The organism is Halomonas citrativorans (genome assembly GCF_900163645.1).
Classification (GTDB): Bacteria; Pseudomonadota; Gammaproteobacteria; order Pseudomonadales; family Halomonadaceae; genus Vreelandella; species Vreelandella citrativorans.
Genome location: NZ_FUKM01000048.1, coordinates 93,071 through 108,962, shown reverse-complemented (window position 1 = coordinate 108,962; position 15,892 = coordinate 93,071). Strand labels below are relative to the sequence as shown.

Below are 15,892 nucleotides of genomic sequence, written 5' to 3'. Positions count from 1 at the left end.
GCGGTGACGCTGAGCGTTATAGCCTTAAGCGTAAAACGCAAAGGAGCCAGAGATGGTGCGAGTACCCAAGGGTGTCACGGTGGTCGTTGGCTTAGGCCTTTCAGGCCGAGCAATATGCCGCCACCTGGCACGCACGCATACGCCGTTTATGGTCGTCGATACACGCAGCGAGCCGCCGGGGCTTGACGCTTTTTATGCAGCCCATCCAAACGTTGACGTCATATGTGGCCCTCTGACGACGCTCGATTTTACGGACGCTTATGAAGTAGTGCTTAGCCCAGGCGTTGGCCCCGATTCGCCGGGTCTTGAAAGCCTAGCTGGGCGCGTTAACCCGCATACTGGCGAGCCTGTTTTGATTGGTGAAATGGCGCTATTTGTTCGCGCGACCCAGGCTCCCATTGCGGCTATCACGGGTTCAAACGCGAAATCCACGGTTACCACGCTACTGGGTGAGATGGCCAAGGCGGCTGGTGTGCGAGCGGCGGTTGGTGGCAACCTGGGGACGCCCGCGCTGGATTTATTGGCCGAGCAACCGGATGCAGAGTTGTACGTTCTTGAGCTTTCCAGTTTTCAGCTTGAAACCACGCCTGCCTTGGGTGCGAAAGTCGCGGCTTTCTTGAATCTTAGCGAAGATCATTTGGATAGGCATGGTGATATGTCGGCCTATCGTTTGGCAAAACAACGTATTTTTAACGGCGCGCAGTATGCGGTTGTCAATCAGGACGACCCCCTGACCTGGCCTTTTCAAGCAGGGCCAGGCATTGTCAGTTTTTCAGCGAACCCGCCCACAGACAGCAACTGGGGGCTGGTATGGCAAGGGGCCGAGCTTATGCTCATGCAGGGGCAGACGTCATGGGTTTCGGCGAGTGAATTGAAGATGGCTGGCCAGCACAACTATACGAATGCATTAGCAGCGCTGGCAATGGGGCAGGCGTTGGCGCTTGATGCATTTACCATGGTAGAAGCCTTGAAAGCCTTTATGGGGTTGCCTCACCGGAGCGAAACAGTGGCCTGTATTAATGGGGTGACATGGATAAACGACTCGAAAGGCACCAATGTTGGGGCAACATTAGCCGCTATTGAAGGGGTTGGCGCTACGTTAACAGGCCGCTTGATTTGGTTGGCGGGTGGTGTAGGTAAAGGCGCTGACTTTTCGCCGTTAGCGGTGCCGTTGGCGCGCTGTGCGCGGCTGGCACTGCTATTTGGTGCTGATAGTGATCGAATTTCAGACGCGGTAGCGGCGCATGTGCCGGTCCAGCAGGTAAACGACTTAACGCAGGCAATGGAGGCCGCATTTAGCCAGGCAGAGCCTGGCGACTGTGTGTTGCTGTCGCCTGCCTGTGCAAGCCTGGACCAGTTTCCCAACTACCAGGTTCGAGGTGATGCTTTTCGTCGCTGGGTGGAAAGCAGTGCGGCGGGAGTATCCTTATGAGCCGATTAAAGCGCTTGCATACTGTATTAACGACGCGAAACTCCCCCTGTGATATCTGGCTCATTGCAGCCGCTGTGGCGCTTGCAGGCATTGGCTGGGTGATGGTCAGCTCGGCTTCAATAGGGCTGCTGGAGAATAGCTTCTACTATTTCCGTCAGCATGGGATTTTCTTACTCATTTCAACGTTAGGCTGCCTGTTTATGCTTAGCGTACCCCTTGAAGTATGGCGCCAGAATGCGGCACTGATTTTTTTAATAAGCATAGCATTGTTGGTAGGCGTGTTGCTGTTTGGTCAGGAAATTAACGGCAGTAAGCGCTGGATAGCGTTGCCGGGCCCGCTGCCTAGTCTTCAAGTATCTGAGCTTGGTAAAATAGGCCTTATCTTTTACATGGCGATGTTTATGTCGCGTTTTACCTATGATTTACGCCGCCGTGTTTTTACCATGTGGCGCCCCATTGCGGTGTTGGCGCTACCAGCAGGACTGCTGTTTTTAGCGCCCGACTTTGGTGGCATGGTGGTCTACACCACGTGTGTCATTGGCATGTTAATGATGAGTGGTGCATCGCTCGTTTTACTTATTGGCAGCGGTGCTGTTTTGGGATCTGGTGCGGTCATGATGGTGGCATTGGAGCCTTATCGTCTGGCGCGTTGGACCAGTTTTTTGGATCCGTGGGCAGACCAGTTCGCAACCGGCTATCAGTTGACCCAAGCGCTGATTGCCTTTGGTCGTGGACATGTTACGGGCACCGGGTTAGGAAATAGTGTCCAGAAACTGCACTATTTACCCGAGGCGCATACCGACTTTATCTTTGCCGTTATTGCCGAAGAGCTAGGCATGATTGGCGCTATTGCGATTATCCTGCTGTTTACCCTATTGATTAGTCGCGCCATGTGGATTGGCCGGAAGGCTGAACTTGCGGGCCATCTTTTTGGTGCTTACGTAAGTTACGGTATCTGTTTTGTTATTGCCTCCCAGGCATTTATCAATATGGCGGTAAGCTCGGGGCTACTGCCCACCAAGGGGCTGACCTTGCCGCTGATAAGTTATGGTGGTTCGAGCTTATTGGTTATTGGCATGATGATTGGTCTGCTTTTGCGGGTTGATGCAGAAACACGACAGCGGCCGAGCCGTGCGCCAACCCCCTATAAACCGCGCCATGAACCGCGGTTATCGAAATAATTTTCAAGGAGTCGTTTGTGACGGTGAACGCACATCGGCGTGTTTTAATCATGGCAGGAGGAACGGGCGGGCATGTGATCCCCGCGCTTTCCCTTGCGCGTGCGCTTATGGCGCAAAACATTGACGTTGAGTGGTTGGGTAGCCCCAGAGGTATTGAAAATCGGCTGGTGCCCGAGGCCGGTATTAAGCTGCATACCATTGCCGTGAGTGGGTTGCGCGGTAATGGTGTGACCGGCTGGCTTAAAGCGCCTGTGAACCTTAGCCGAGCTATTTGGCAAGCACGTGACGTCATAAAAAGCTTTAAGCCGCAGTTGGTGGTTGGCCTCGGTGGTTTTGCCAGTGGTCCGGGCGGGCTTGCTGCGTGGCTATCGGGTATTCCGCTGGTCGTTCATGAGCAAAATGCAGTTGCCGGTTTAACTAACCGAGTGCTTTCCCGCCTGGCGACGCGCAGCTATGCAGCCTTTTCTGAAGCGTTCGGCACGCGGGCAGAGGTCATTGGCAACCCCGTGCGTGAAGATATAGCGACACTTGGCCAAGTGCCGCGTACGGTTGAGGCATTACAAGGGCGTCCGCTGCGCTTGTTAGTGGTGGGGGGGTCATTAGGTGCTGTGGCATTAAATGAACGCTTGCCCCAAGCGATTGCTGCGCTACCACCTGGTAAGCGCCCGGAAATACGCCACCAGGCCGGGAAGTCGCGGGAAGCTCAAACGGCACAAGGGTACGCCGAACATGGCATACAGGCCGATGTTTCCCCGTTTATTGATGATATGGCCGCGGCGTATGATTGGGCTGATTTGGTGGTTTGTCGAGCCGGGGCGTTAACGATTGCAGAGTTGGCGGCTGCGGCAAAGCCATCGCTTCTTGTTCCGTTTCCTTTTGCGGTCGATGATCACCAGCGAGTCAATGCCAATGTACTGGTTAATGCGGGTGCTGCGCTATGCGTTGTGCAGTCCGCGCTGACGCCTGAGCGTTTAACGCACTATTTAAATGATCTGTTAGAGCCCGCTACGCTGGCGCTGATGGCTTCCCGTGCACGCCAGGCAGCGCACCTGGATGCCACAGAGCGATTAGCCGAAGGATGCCTGGCGATACTACACAAAGGAGAAAACGTGTGACCGACTCAGTAACCCAATCGTCGCTGCAACGCATAAGCTCAAGCGGCCCGGGCATGCGCCGTATTCAGCATATTCATTTCGTCGGTATCGGCGGCGCGGGCATGTGTGGTATTGCCGAAGTATTGGCCAATCAAGGTTACAGCGTCAGTGGCAGCGATATGAAAGCCTCTTCGGTTATTGAGCGGCTTCGCGCGTGTGGTATTCGGGTTGAGATTGGCCATGCCGAGGAGAATGTCGAAGGGGCCGACGTTGTGGTTGTCTCAAGCGCCGTTGATACGACCAATCCTGAAATTCGCTGGGCACATGAGCACCGTGTCCCCGTGGTGCGTCGTGCCGAGATGCTGGCAGAGTTAATGCGATTTCGTCACGGCATTGCGGTTGCCGGTACCCATGGAAAAACAACCACGACCAGCTTAACGGCGACGTTGTTAGCCGAAGGCGGCCTGGACCCGACCTTTGTCATCGGCGGGAAGTTGACCAGTGCCGGTACCAATGCGCGCTTGGGTGAAGGGGATTATCTGGTTGCAGAGGCTGATGAGTCTGACGCTTCATTCCTGCATTTGCAGCCAATGGTGTCGATAGTTACCAATATTGATGCTGACCATATGAGCACCTATGGTGGTGATTTCGAACGATTAAAAGATACCTTTATCGAATTTCTACACAACCTGCCGTTCTACGGGTTGGCTATATTGTGTATCGATGACCCGCATGTGCGGGCACTGCGAACTCAGATCAAGCGCCAGTTCGTTACCTACGGTTTTGAAGAAGATGCCGATTATCGGATTACCGATTTTGTGCAGCAAAGTGGTGAAGTTTCCTTTACGGCTTTGCGGCCTGGTAAGGCCGCGCCCTTAAACGTGCGCCTTGCCATGCCTGGTCAGCACAATGCGCTTAATGCGATGGCAGCGATTGTTGTTGCTACGGATGCAGGCGTGAGTGACGAGGCTATTCTGCGCGGTCTGGCGGGGTTTGCTGGGGTAGGGCGGCGCTTTCAAGTGCATGGCCATTTCCCTGCGCCTAAAGCGCCCGGCAAGATTATGTTAGTGGATGATTATGGTCATCATCCACGCGAAGTGGATATGGTCATCAGAGCAGTCCGCGCTGGCTGGCCTGAGCGTCGTTTAGTGATGCTTTATCAGCCCCACCGCTACAGCCGGACCCGGGATCTCTATGAAGATTTCGTTCGAGTACTCTCCCAGGTAGATACGCTGGTACTTTTAGACGTATACAGCGCGGGCGAGGCGGTTATCCCAGGCGCTGAAGGGCGCACGCTTGCAGGTTCGATTCGTCAGCGCGGTGAGGTAGACCCGCTTTTTGTTGAACATAAGCAGGAGCTGCCAGCGCTATTGGCGAATGTACTGAGACCCGACGACATTCTAATTACCCAGGGGGCGGGCGACGTAGGTGGTATCTCGCTCAGCTTAGCCAAGGCGAAGCTGCAAATGAGTGAGGTGGAACTGTGAGCCTGAAGGACGTCAATATTGATTGCTCACGTGTGGTGGTGGTTTACGGCGGCTCTTCTGCTGAGCGTGAGGTTTCCCTTAAAAGTGGTGCCGCTGTACTCGAGGCGCTAAAACGCCAAAAGATTAACGCAGAAGGTTATGACTTACGCGATAAGGGGTTAGTCGGACTTGAGGCGCTGGCACCATCGGCGATATTTGTCGCTCTGCATGGTCGTGGTGGTGAAGACGGTACGCTGCAGGGCGCGCTTGAACTCTTGGGGATTCCCTATACCGGTAGTGGCGTTATGGCGTCAGCACTGGGAATGGATAAGCAGCGCACCAAGCAGGTTTGGCAAGCCATTGGGCTGCCCACACCGGAAAGCATTATGCTGACGGCTGATGCAGACTGGGCCGGAGTGGTCGCCACGCTTGGGTTGCCGATGATGGTTAAGCCAGTACATGAAGGCTCCACGCTTGGGATCAGTATAGTTAAAAGCCAGGAAGCGCTTGAGGCTGCCTATCGCGAAGCGGCACAATTTGATGCCCGAGTGATGGCCGAGCGCTTTGTGGTCGGTGAAGAGTATACGGTGGCGCTGTTGGATGAGCGTGTATTGCCCGCTATTCGGGTCGAAGTGCCTGGCGGATTCTACGACTATGAAGCCAAATACGTTTCCAATACGACCCAGTACCATCTTCCTTGTGGGCTTACCGCCGAAGAGGAAGCACAGCTGGCAACGCTGTGCCAGCACGCGTTTGCGGCCATTGGGTGTGAAGGCTGGGGGCGTGTGGACGTGATGCGGGATGCCAATGGCCAGTTCTGGCTATTGGAAGTTAATACCGTGCCTGGCATGACCGATCACAGTTTGGTGCCTCAGGCCGCTGCCTATGCGGGCATCGAATTTGATGACCTGGTGGTGCAGATACTCCACTCTGCCGGAAAGCAGAACGCATCATGATGAGGCCTTATGAAAAGGCGTAATGCCTGGTTTGGCATCCTGCTTCTGGCGTTACTGTTAGTGGCAGGAGGGCGCGCGCTATGGCTATGGCTTGATCGTCCCATCGAGCGTGTTTCCATCCGTGGGGAGTGGGATTACGTAAGTGCAGATTACCTACGTACTCAGCTTGCCCCTTTGGTTCAAGGTACCACTTGGTTATCGGCTGATTTAGGCGTGCTGCGTAATCGGGCTCTGGAGATAGGCTGGCTTAAAGAAGTGCGTATTTCTCGTGAGTGGCCTAATGCGCTGGTGTTTGAACTGGTGGAACAAGTGCCCGTCGCGCGCTGGAATGATGACTTTCTGCTTAACCCTAAAGGCGAGCCCTTTGCTTTTGCACCTCTGGCGGTGCCTTCAGGTCTTCCTGATCTTGCGGGCCCTAACGGAAGCAGTGAGGAGGTGCTAAGTTACTATCATCGCCTAACACCTTATTTCGCAAACTTGTCGCTGGCACTTACTCAGTTTCGATTAGAACCGCGCGGTGCATGGCGTGTACAGCTAAGTAACGGTGCCTGGATTATGCTGGGCCGGCGCGAGCATGAAGTGCGTTTGGCACGGTTAGCGGCGTCCTGGCAGCGCGAATTATCAAGGTATAGTGAGCATATTCGTTATATTGATCTACGCTATCCTAACGGTGTCGCTGTTGCCTGGCATGGTCAGAGTGATTTTGAGGCATCTGAAGACTAACTCAAGTTTTAATTAACGCGCTTTAGCCATGATAAGTCGCCGCCAGCGCGTAAAAACGCATTAATGGGGTTTAAATTACACTTCAAGCCCATTATTGTGGGCTTGGGCTGGTCGTATTATGCCAATTGTTTCTATACTATGGGCAACCGGTGATTTTGTAGATTTAAACTTCTCATCAGCGCTACTGAGCTATCAGCGCTTACCAGGTGCCAAGTTATAATAGGCAAAGAATAAGTTGGTTTAAGTATCCCTATTTATTTTAATTTTAAAAAGTTTACAAGGAGAATTCCCGACTCATGGCAGGCTCACCCAATGCATCGAATATGGTGGTCGGGCTGGACATTGGAACGTCCAAGGTCGTCGCAATTGTCGGTCAACCTACCGATGATGGCGGCATTGAAATTGCTGGTATCGGCTCGCACCCGTCACGGGGTATGAAGCGAGGCGTTGTCATTAATATTGAATCAACCGTTCAATCTATTCAGCGCGCTGTGGAAGAAGCCGAGCTTATGGCTGGCTGCGATATTCACTCGGTATATGTGGGCATTGCGGGTAGTCATATTAGCTCGATGAACTCAGATGGTGTGGTAGCTATTAAAGAGCGTGAAGTTACTCCTTCTGATATTGATCGCGTTATTGATTCAGCGAGGGCAAGGGCGGTTTCAGAAGGTCAGCGCGTTTTACATGTACTGCCCCAGGAATTTGCAATTGATGCACAAGGCGGTATTCGCGAGCCCTTGGGCATGTCCGGTGTACGTTTAGAAGCGCAAGTTCATTTGGTAACGGCAGCACTCAACGCGGTACAGAATATTGAGAAATGTGTTCGACGCTGTGGTTTGGACGTCGACGCAATTATCCTGGAACAGCTGGCATCCAGCATGGCAGTGTTGACCGAAGACGAACGTGAATTAGGCGTTTGCATGGTGGATATCGGCGGTGGAACCACTGATATGGCCATCTTTACTGAAGGTGCCATTCGGCACACGGCCGTTATACCGATTGCTGGTGATCAGGTCACCAACGATATTGCCATGGCGCTACGTACACCGACGCAGCACGCAGAAGAGATCAAGGTTAAATACGCTTGTGCCTTAACGCAATTGGCCGCAAGCGATGAAATGATTAAGGTTCCTAGTGTGGGTGATCGTCCGTCACGCGACTTGTCGCGTCAGGCGCTCGCTGAAGTGGTCGAACCACGCTATGAAGAACTATTTACACTGGTTAGAGACGAATTACGTCGCAGTGGCTATGAAGACATGGTTGCCGCTGGTGTTGTGCTCACTGGTGGCACCTCACGTATGGAAGGGGTCGGCGAATTGGCAGAAGAGATATTCCACATGCCGGTTCGTATTGCTTGTCCGCAAAACGTTAAAGGTTTAGCGGATGTCGTGCGAAATCCCATTTATGCGACAGGTGTCGGCTTATTGCACTATGCGTTGCAAGCAGCGCGGCATGGGCAGGGTCTAGAAAGCCACGGGGGAGTCATTGCGCCTCACAAAGGTCGCAACGAGCTCTCTCGGCGTGATATCAAGGAAGACCATTCGGCGCTGGCCAGAATTAAGGGCTGGTTCAAAGGAAATTTCTGACAGGGCCGCAAGCGCGGTTCAGGAGACGGGGCTTATGTTTGAATTGATAGATAACGCACCCTCAAGTAGTGCGGTCATAAAAGTAGTCGGTGTTGGTGGTGGTGGCGGCAATGCCGTCAATCACATGGTTGAAAGTAACATTGAAGGCGTTGAATTTATTTGCGCCAATACCGATGCCCAGGCACTTAAACGCGTATCCGCAAAAACAGTATTACAGCTAGGTGGTGAAATCACCAAGGGGCTCGGTGCTGGCGCCAACCCTGAAGTAGGCCGTCAGGCCGCGATGGAAGATCGTGACCGAATCGCTGAGCTACTTGAAGGCGCCGATATGGTCTTTATTACCGCTGGTATGGGCGGTGGTACAGGCACCGGCGGCGCGCCAGTGGTTGCGCAAGTTGCCAAAGAACTGGGTATTTTAACGGTAGCTGTCGTTACGCGGCCTTTCCCGTTTGAAGGCCCCAAGCGTATGCGCGCTGCCGAAGAGGGAATGAAAGAGCTCTCTCAGCATGTTGATTCGCTGATCACCATACCCAACGAAAAGCTTTTATCCGTACTGGGTAAAAGCGCGACGCTGTTAACTGCGTTTAGCGCTGCCAACGATGTATTGCTTGGCGCTGTTCAAGGTATTGCCGAGCTGATCACAAGCCCTGGTATTATCAACGTCGACTTTGCTGATGTGCGTACTGTTATGTCTGAAATGGGCATGGCGATGATGGGTACGGGCGGTGCTACAGGCGAGAACCGCGCCCGCGAAGCAGCAGAAAAAGCTATCCGTAGCCCGCTTCTGGAAGATATCGATCTGCATGGCGCGCGAGGCATTCTGGTCAATATTACGGCAGGGCCGGATCTGTCGATTGGCGAGTTCAATGATGTAGGTGCCACCGTGCAAGAGTTTGCTTCACAAGAAGCGACCATTGTCGTGGGAACTTCCATCGATATGGAAATGTCGGATGAGTTGCGTGTTACTGTTGTTGCTGCTGGGTTAGATGGCGCGAAAACTGCCAAAGCGACAACACGCGAACCTGCACGTCGCTCTTCTGCTGACTCTTCTGATTACCGTAAGCTACAGCAGCCTACCGTAATGCGTCAGCAAGCAACTGCCCGTGCAGAGGCGCCGGAACACGCGCCCAAACCGCGTCCAGAAAAGAGTCGCTCAGCCGATGCTGATGACTATCTGGACATACCTGCTTTCTTGCGCCGTCAGGCCGATTGATTGTTTCAATAGGTTTACTGGGCCAGCAAACGAGTGTTTTATTGGTTAAAACGCTCGTTTGCTGTTAAAGTGAACACTGTTTGATAACTTTCCTTCCCCTACGGTACTACCGTCATTAGAGTTCGACCACTGCCCATGATCAGACAACGCACCCTACAAAACGTCATCCGCGCCACTGGAGTGGGTCTGCACTCCGGCAAAAAAGTCCACATGGCTTTGCGTCCGGCGCCGACAAACACCGGGATTGTGTTTGTTAGAACCGATCTGGAGCCTGTGGTACATATACCCGCACGCGCAGAGTTAGTGGAAGACACAACACTTTGCACCGCACTTTCACACGAAGGTGTGAAAGTGGCAACGGTTGAGCATTTGATGTCAGCGTTTGCAGGACTAGGCATCGATAATGCTTATGTTGACCTAAGTGCTCCCGAAGTACCGATTATGGACGGTAGTGCCAGCCCGTTTGTGTTTTTAATTCAATCGGCGGGTATTCTTGAGCAGGATGCAGCAAAGAAATTTATACGCATCAAACATCGCGTCGCGGTTAAAGATGGCGATAAAGAGGCCGTTTTCCTTCCGCACCAGGGGTTCAAAGTCTCGTTCTCCATTGACTTCGACCACCCGGTTTTCGAACAGCAGAAACAAACTGCGCTTATCGATTTTTCGACGACCTCTTTTGTGAAAGAGGTTTCTCGGGCGCGCACCTTTGGGTTTATGAAGGATTTGGAGTTTTTGCGCTCTAATAACCTGGCCCTGGGGGGAAGCCTGGATAATGCGATCGTGGTTGATGATTATCGCATCGTCAATGAAGGCGGTTTGCGTTACGAAGATGAGTTCGTCAAACACAAGGTGCTGGATGCTATCGGCGATTTGTATCAGTTAGGCTACAGCCTGATTGGTGAGTTTCACGGTACAAAATCCGGACATGCTCTGAACAATCAGCTTTGCCGTGAATTGATGGCACAGCCTGATGCTTATGAAATCGTGACGTTTGAAGATGAAAAAGCCGTTGCGCCTATTTCGTACGCAGCGCCTGCAATGGCCTGATTGCCAAGCAGGAGCGTCAGATATTAGCTATGACGCGCTATCCAGGTTCCACCTTTGGTAGTGCTCAAGCTCGATAACTGGCCTTGATGAAAAAAGCACCGCCCAGGCGGTGCTTTTGCGTTTCTGGCATTTGAGAAGTGCGCAATGTGCGCGGCACGCTTATTTTGGTGCGTGAGATGCAAGGCGCTCTAGCGCTTTACGCAGCGCAGGATTGTGCGTGTCGCTTGCGCACTCGCTGAGCGTTTTTCCCGCGCTGGCGGACAAGTGTCGGGTATTACGCAAAGGTGCTTCAACTGGGCGGACGGGGCGCACTTTAAAGGTAAAGCCATTCACAGCCTCAAAGCCGGGCAGTTGATGTAACAGCGTCAACAGCCGCCGCTGTTCAAAGCGCAGCCATGTCAGCCAGCTTGCCTGTCCACTGATCAGGGTTAAGCGCCCATCGCGAAAGCCGCCGACAAAGATATGTGGGCGCATCTCTTCTGGCAGGTGGGCTCTTACATGACACTGGGCTTGATCTATCAAGCGAGACTGACGCATTAATTGGCCAATATCCCCTGACTTGTTTAGCAGACGGGCGATGGGCTGTGCGCGAGAACGCTTAACCTTTATACTCATACGCTTGAATCCTGGGATAACCCCTCAATATATAGCCAAGTAGCGGCATCCGCGCGGATGCATTACTTATTTGCAGAGCCTAACACGCTCAGGAGCCAATCCACAGCATGTCTTCCACGCTTAACACCTTTTCTGCTTTGCCGCGACGTAACCGTCGCTATGGCTTGGCGCGTTGGTGGCTGGCGGGGCTCCTGGTAAGCTGCTTGCTGCCCAATAGTTTAGTGCCTTTTGATGCCATGCGGGGCGCTGAGCGTCACGTCTGCGTGTGTTTGTGGGTGCCGGCTATTTTACGTGCTCAATCGCATTGGATCGCCAAAAGGCGGCGTGCATTGCGCGGTTGGCGGCAGCGATTTAAACGTATCGCGGTGCAGCGCCACTTTTTACCTGTTTATGTCTTTATAAAGCGCCGGGTAGCCGCACGTGATGTGCTTACCCAGCGCGGTCCGCCCGCTTAACTCACGGTTTGCTAAAACGTACTTTACTTGCCTTATACGGAACAGGGCGAAACCCATTGGTTCGCTCAAGATGATTTGGAAATTTCATGATTAATAATTTGTTACGCAAGGTTGTTGGCTCCAAGAACGACCGTGAAGTAAAGCGCATGCACAAAAACGTTCGTAGTGTGAACGCGCTCGAAGCTGAGTTTGAAGGATTAAGCGACGCTGAATTACAAGGTAAGACAGCGGAGCTGCGTTTGCGCTTGGAAAACGGCGAGGCACTGGATAGTTTGTTGCCTTCTGCGTTTGCGATTGTGCGAGAGGCCAGTAAGCGCGTCATGGGTATGCGGCATTTTGATGTACAGGTGGTGGGGGGCATGACCCTGCACCGTGGTCGTATTGCTGAAATGAAAACCGGCGAAGGTAAAACGCTGGTAGCAACGCTGGCCGTTTATCTCAATGCGCTACCTGCAAAGGGCGTACACGTTGTCACCGTCAATGACTACCTTGCCCGCCGTGATGCCGAGTGGATGCGCCCGCTGTATGAGTTTTTAGGGCTTTCTGTTGGGGTTATCTTTTCCGGTCAAACCGGGGAGGAGAAACGCCATGCTTATCGGTGTGATATTACCTACGGTACCAATAACGAATTTGGCTTTGACTACCTTCGCGACAACATGGCGTTCTCTTTGGAGGATAAGGTGCAGCGTGGCCTGCACTATGCCATTGTCGATGAGGTGGATTCGATCCTGATTGATGAGGCGCGTACGCCGCTGATCATATCTGGCGCGGTGGATGAAAATACCAATCTGTATAGCGTCGTTAATCAGCTTGCCCAGCAGTTGGAAGAGGGTGAGGTCTCGGAAGATGACGACCAACCTGCAACCGGCGATTTTGTGCTGGAGGAGAAGCAAAAGCAGGTTGAACTGACCGAGCAGGGGCATAACAGGGTTGAAGAGTTGATGCAGGCGGAAGGCCTTCTTAAAGAGGGTGAATCGCTTTACGCCGCTCAAAACCTGAATTTACTGCAGCACATGCATTCTGCGCTGCGGGCACGCCATCTTTACAACAAGGATGTTGATTACATCGTAGTGGAAGACCAGGTGGTCATCGTTGATGAGCATACTGGACGGACGATGCCCGGTCGCCGTTGGTCTGAAGGACTTCACCAGGCTGTTGAAGCCAAAGAAGGGGTTACCGTTCAGCGCGAGAGCCAGACACTGGCATCCACCACCTTCCAGAACTATTTCCGCTTGTATGAAAAGCTGGCAGGCATGACCGGTACTGCCGATACGGAAGCCTTTGAGTTCCGTCAGATCTATGGGCTTGATGTTATCGTCATCCCCACCAATCGCCCGTTAGCCCGTAAAGACCTTAACGACCTGGTCTACCTTAGCGCCGAAGAGAAGTACGAGGCGATTATTAAAGACGTTCAGGTCGAAACAGAGGCAGGCCGCCCGGTGCTGGTAGGTACGGCGTCCATCGAGACGTCTGAATATCTGGCGCACTTGATGCGCGAAGCAGGACTGAAGTTCAATGTCCTGAATGCCAAGCAGCACCAGAGTGAGGCGGAAATTATTGCCCAGGCGGGGCGTCCTGGCGCGATCACTATTGCCACCAACATGGCCGGTCGAGGTACCGATATTATGCTGGGGGGCAACTGGGAGGCTGACGTTGCCAAGCTACAAAACCCAAGCCAGGCGCAGATTGATGCATTAAAAGCCGAGTGGAAGCAGCGTCACGATGGTGTGCTGGAAGCCGGTGGCCTGCATGTTGTTGGTTCGGAACGCCATGAGTCTCGGCGCATTGATAACCAGTTGCGTGGGCGTTCTGGCCGTCAGGGCGATCCAGGTTCAACGCGGTTCTTCCTGTCGTTGGAAGATAGCCTGATGCGGCTATTTGGTTCTGACCGCGTTAAGCGTCTCATGCAGGCATTGGGCCTGGAGCGCGGCGAAGCCATTGAGCACAAAATGGTATCTAACGCTGTTGAGCGTGCCCAGAAGAAAGTGGAAGGGCGTAACTTCGATATTCGTAAGCAGTTGCTTGAATATGATGACGTGGCAAACGACCAACGCCGGGTTATTTACGAGCAGCGCAATGAGGTTCTAGCCTCTGATGACATTTCAGAAGCTGTCGTGGGTATTCGTGAAGAAGTCATGGAAGACACCATTAACGACTTCGTTCCGCCGCAGAGTCTAGCCGAGCAGTGGGATTTGGCTGGGCTTGAAATGCACCTTAAGACAGAATTCAACCTGGATGCCCCGGTGGTCCAGTGGGCCGCTGATGATGAGCGATTTAGCGAAGAGAAGTTGCGCGAGCGTCTGCAAAACATGCACCGTGACGCTTATGCGGCCAAGGTGGATGCCGCAGGCGCGACCCTGATTCGTCGTTTTGAAAAGCAGGTCATGCTTCAGGTTCTGGATACGCGTTGGAAAGAGCACTTGCAGTCGATGGATCACCTGCGTCGGGGTATCCATTTACGCGGCTACGCACAAAAGAACCCCAAGCAAGAGTACAAGCGTGAATCGTTTGAATTGTTCCAGCACCTGCTGACCAATATTAAAGCGGATGTCACCCGTATTCTGAGCCATGTTCAGGTACGTCAGCCTGAAGAAGTTGATGCGCTGGAGCAAAAGCGGCGTGAAGAGTTGGCCCGCGAAAAAGCTGCGGCCGCGAATCGTCACGATAATGCTTCTTCCAGTGAAAGCGGATTAAGCGGTGAAAACAGTGATGTGGAAAGCACTGAGCAGGACGCACGCCCTGTCCGTCGTGAAGGGCCGAAAGTCGGCCGCAACGATCCGTGTGTGTGTGGTTCAGGTAAGAAGTACAAGCAGTGCTGCGGCAAATTAAGCTAATCAGAAGCGGTCTGGATTTAGGTAGAGGAGACGATCATGGCGGTGGGAAATAGTCCCTTTCCGGTGATGCCCCCCTTGGCTGGGGTGCGCTTGGGAAGTGCAATGGCGGGTATTAAAAAGCCGGGTCGTCGTGACATGGTAGTTATTGAGCTACCCGCCTCGGCAACCGTATCTGGTGTGTTCACGCGTAATGCCTTCTGCGCTGCCCCGGTGTCGGTTGCCAAGGCGCATGTTGAGCGCTGCCGCGAGCAGGGCCAGGCGCCGCGTTACTGGCTAATTAATACCGGTAATGCGAATGCGGGCACCGGCAAACAGGGGCTTCATGATGCCTACGCCAGCTGTAAAGCGGTAGCAGAGCAAGCTGGCGTTGCCGAGCATCAGGTGCTGCCTTTCTCAACGGGGGTTATCGGTGAACCACTTCCCATGGAGCGCCTTTTAGCCGGCATCACGCCAGCGCTTGCGTCAGGTGCTGACAATAGTCAGGCGTGGCAACATGCCGGTGAAGGGATTTTAACCACCGACACTCGGGCCAAAGGCGCCAGTGTTACCACGAAGGTTAGTAACGGGTCAGTTACTATCAATGGCATCACTAAAGGCTCAGGCATGATTAAACCCAACATGGCGACCATGTTGGGCTTTGTCGTCACGGATGCCGCTATTGAACAGTCATTGCTGGATCGTTTGTTACGCGAGACGGTGGATGCCTCGTTTAACTGCATTACCGTGGATAGCGACACTTCAACCAATGATGCGTGCATGCTGGCAGCGACAGGCACGGGAGCGGCGATTGAAGACAACGAGGATATCGCCGTCTTCCGTGATGCATTGCAGCAGGTAATGACGAGCTTGGCTCAGGCGATCATCCGTGATGGTGAGGGCGCGACAAAGTTTGTGACGCTCCAGGTTGATGACGCAGAAAGTCGTCAGGAAGCGCTAGATGTCGCGTTTACCGTCGCCCACTCACCCTTGGTGAAAACAGCGCTTTACGCCTCTGATGCTAACTGGGGGCGTATTCTGGCCGCAGTAGGTCGAGCGCCTGTGGCTGATTTTGACGTGGACCGCATTGTCATTGACCTGGCAGATGTTCGTCTGGTCGAAGAAGGTGGTCGTGCGGCTGGGTATACGGAAGCCGCAGGCAGTGCAGTAATGGCGCAAGACGAGATTACGATTCGCATCAGTTTAGGGCGCGGTCAGGAGAGTGCCACTGTATGGACCTCTGATCTTTCCCATGACTATGTGTCGATCAACGCAGACTATCGTAGCTAGTTAGCCAGTCACCCGGCTGGGTTT

At 53.3% G+C, this 15,892-nt stretch carries 13 protein-coding genes; 12 read left to right on the top strand and 1 reads right to left on the bottom strand.

Going from position 1 to position 15,892, the window contains the following annotated elements:
- Positions 1 to 52: 52 nt before the first annotated feature.
- The 9 genes from murD to lpxC all read left to right on the top strand — a co-directional run bounded on the left by murD (position 53) and on the right by lpxC (position 10,698).
- Positions 53 to 1,432: a UDP-N-acetylmuramoyl-L-alanine--D-glutamate ligase gene (murD, locus tag CZ787_RS11675; RefSeq protein ID WP_087109353.1), complete on the top strand. Its 1,380-nt coding sequence runs from the start codon at positions 53 to 55 to the stop codon at positions 1,430 to 1,432.
- Positions 1,429 to 2,613 (top strand): putative lipid II flippase FtsW, encoded by a 1,185-nt coding sequence (gene ftsW / locus CZ787_RS11670; RefSeq protein ID WP_087109351.1) that lies wholly within the window; start codon positions 1,429 to 1,431, stop codon positions 2,611 to 2,613. Before murD ends, ftsW begins: the two co-directional genes overlap by 4 nt.
- A 17-nt stretch (positions 2,614 to 2,630) precedes the next feature.
- A complete protein-coding gene (gene murG / locus CZ787_RS11665) occupies positions 2,631 to 3,728 on the top strand; it encodes an undecaprenyldiphospho-muramoylpentapeptide beta-N-acetylglucosaminyltransferase (protein WP_087109349.1) in 1,098 nt (365 codons plus the stop codon).
- A 53-nt stretch (positions 3,729 to 3,781) separates the two neighbouring features.
- Positions 3,782 to 5,194, top strand: coding sequence for a UDP-N-acetylmuramate--L-alanine ligase (murC, locus tag CZ787_RS11660; protein WP_217883873.1), 1,413 nt, complete (start codon positions 3,782 to 3,784; stop codon positions 5,192 to 5,194).
- On the top strand, positions 5,191 to 6,129 hold the full coding sequence (locus CZ787_RS11655) for a D-alanine--D-alanine ligase (RefSeq protein WP_087109345.1): 939 nt from the start codon (positions 5,191 to 5,193) through the stop codon (positions 6,127 to 6,129). Before murC ends, CZ787_RS11655 begins: the two co-directional genes overlap by 4 nt.
- 9 nt (positions 6,130 to 6,138) lie before the next feature.
- Positions 6,139 to 6,852, top strand: a complete 714-nt coding sequence (locus CZ787_RS11650) for a cell division protein FtsQ/DivIB (protein WP_087109343.1) — start codon at positions 6,139 to 6,141, stop codon at positions 6,850 to 6,852.
- A gap of 296 nt (positions 6,853 to 7,148) precedes the next feature.
- Positions 7,149 to 8,438, top strand: coding sequence for a cell division protein FtsA (gene ftsA, locus CZ787_RS11645; RefSeq protein WP_087109341.1), 1,290 nt, complete (start codon positions 7,149 to 7,151; stop codon positions 8,436 to 8,438).
- 34 nt (positions 8,439 to 8,472) lie between these two features.
- Positions 8,473 to 9,651, top strand: coding sequence for a cell division protein FtsZ (gene ftsZ, locus CZ787_RS11640; RefSeq protein ID WP_087109339.1), 1,179 nt, complete (start codon positions 8,473 to 8,475; stop codon positions 9,649 to 9,651).
- 135 nt (positions 9,652 to 9,786) lie between these two features.
- The gene (gene lpxC, locus CZ787_RS11635; protein WP_087109337.1) at positions 9,787 to 10,698 is read left to right on the top strand and encodes a UDP-3-O-acyl-N-acetylglucosamine deacetylase; all 912 of its coding nucleotides are present in this window, start codon (positions 9,787 to 9,789) and stop codon (positions 10,696 to 10,698) included.
- Between the two features lie 159 nt (positions 10,699 to 10,857).
- On the opposite strand, the gene CZ787_RS11630 is transcribed toward lpxC, so the two are convergent.
- Positions 10,858 to 11,313 carry a DUF721 domain-containing protein gene (locus tag CZ787_RS11630; RefSeq protein ID WP_087109335.1) on the bottom strand — a complete coding sequence of 152 codons (456 nt, stop codon included), beginning with the start codon at positions 11,311 to 11,313 and terminating at the stop codon, positions 10,858 to 10,860.
- Positions 11,314 to 11,420: 107 nt separating this feature from the next.
- Here CZ787_RS11630 and CZ787_RS11625 point away from each other — a divergent pair, with 107 nt between their 5' ends.
- The 3 genes from CZ787_RS11625 to argJ all read left to right on the top strand — a co-directional run bounded on the left by CZ787_RS11625 (position 11,421) and on the right by argJ (position 15,868).
- Positions 11,421 to 11,768 (top strand): hypothetical protein, encoded by a 348-nt coding sequence (locus CZ787_RS11625; RefSeq protein ID WP_087109333.1) that lies wholly within the window; start codon positions 11,421 to 11,423, stop codon positions 11,766 to 11,768.
- Positions 11,769 to 11,854: 86 nt separating this feature from the next.
- Positions 11,855 to 14,602: a preprotein translocase subunit SecA gene (gene secA / locus CZ787_RS11620; protein ID WP_087109331.1), complete on the top strand. Its 2,748-nt coding sequence runs from the start codon at positions 11,855 to 11,857 to the stop codon at positions 14,600 to 14,602.
- 36 nt (positions 14,603 to 14,638) lie between these two features.
- Positions 14,639 to 15,868, top strand: coding sequence for a bifunctional glutamate N-acetyltransferase/amino-acid acetyltransferase ArgJ (argJ, locus tag CZ787_RS11615; protein WP_087109329.1), 1,230 nt, complete (start codon positions 14,639 to 14,641; stop codon positions 15,866 to 15,868).
- The last annotated feature ends 24 nt before the right edge of the window (positions 15,869 to 15,892 follow it).

Bases quoted from the DNA above. Each gene is read 5' to 3' on its own strand.
- murC (WP_217883873.1), top strand. From the start codon at position 3,782: ATGCGCCGTATTCAGCATATTCATTTCGTCGGTATCGGCGGCGCGGGC.
- argJ (WP_087109329.1), top strand. From the start codon at position 14,639: ATGGCGGTGGGAAATAGTCCCTTTCCGGTGATGCCCCCCTTGGCTGGG.
- ftsW (WP_087109351.1), top strand. From the start codon at position 1,429: ATGAGCCGATTAAAGCGCTTGCATACTGTATTAACGACGCGAAACTCC.
- CZ787_RS11650 (WP_087109343.1), top strand. From the start codon at position 6,139: ATGAAAAGGCGTAATGCCTGGTTTGGCATCCTGCTTCTGGCGTTACTG.
- CZ787_RS11630 (WP_087109335.1), bottom strand. From the start codon at position 11,313: ATGAGTATAAAGGTTAAGCGTTCTCGCGCACAGCCCATCGCCCGTCTG.
- ftsZ (WP_087109339.1), top strand. From the start codon at position 8,473: ATGTTTGAATTGATAGATAACGCACCCTCAAGTAGTGCGGTCATAAAA.
- secA (WP_087109331.1), top strand. From the start codon at position 11,855: ATGATTAATAATTTGTTACGCAAGGTTGTTGGCTCCAAGAACGACCGT.
- murD (WP_087109353.1), top strand. From the start codon at position 53: ATGGTGCGAGTACCCAAGGGTGTCACGGTGGTCGTTGGCTTAGGCCTT.
- CZ787_RS11625 (WP_087109333.1), top strand. From the start codon at position 11,421: ATGTCTTCCACGCTTAACACCTTTTCTGCTTTGCCGCGACGTAACCGT.
- lpxC (WP_087109337.1), top strand. From the start codon at position 9,787: ATGATCAGACAACGCACCCTACAAAACGTCATCCGCGCCACTGGAGTG.
- ftsA (WP_087109341.1), top strand. From the start codon at position 7,149: ATGGCAGGCTCACCCAATGCATCGAATATGGTGGTCGGGCTGGACATT.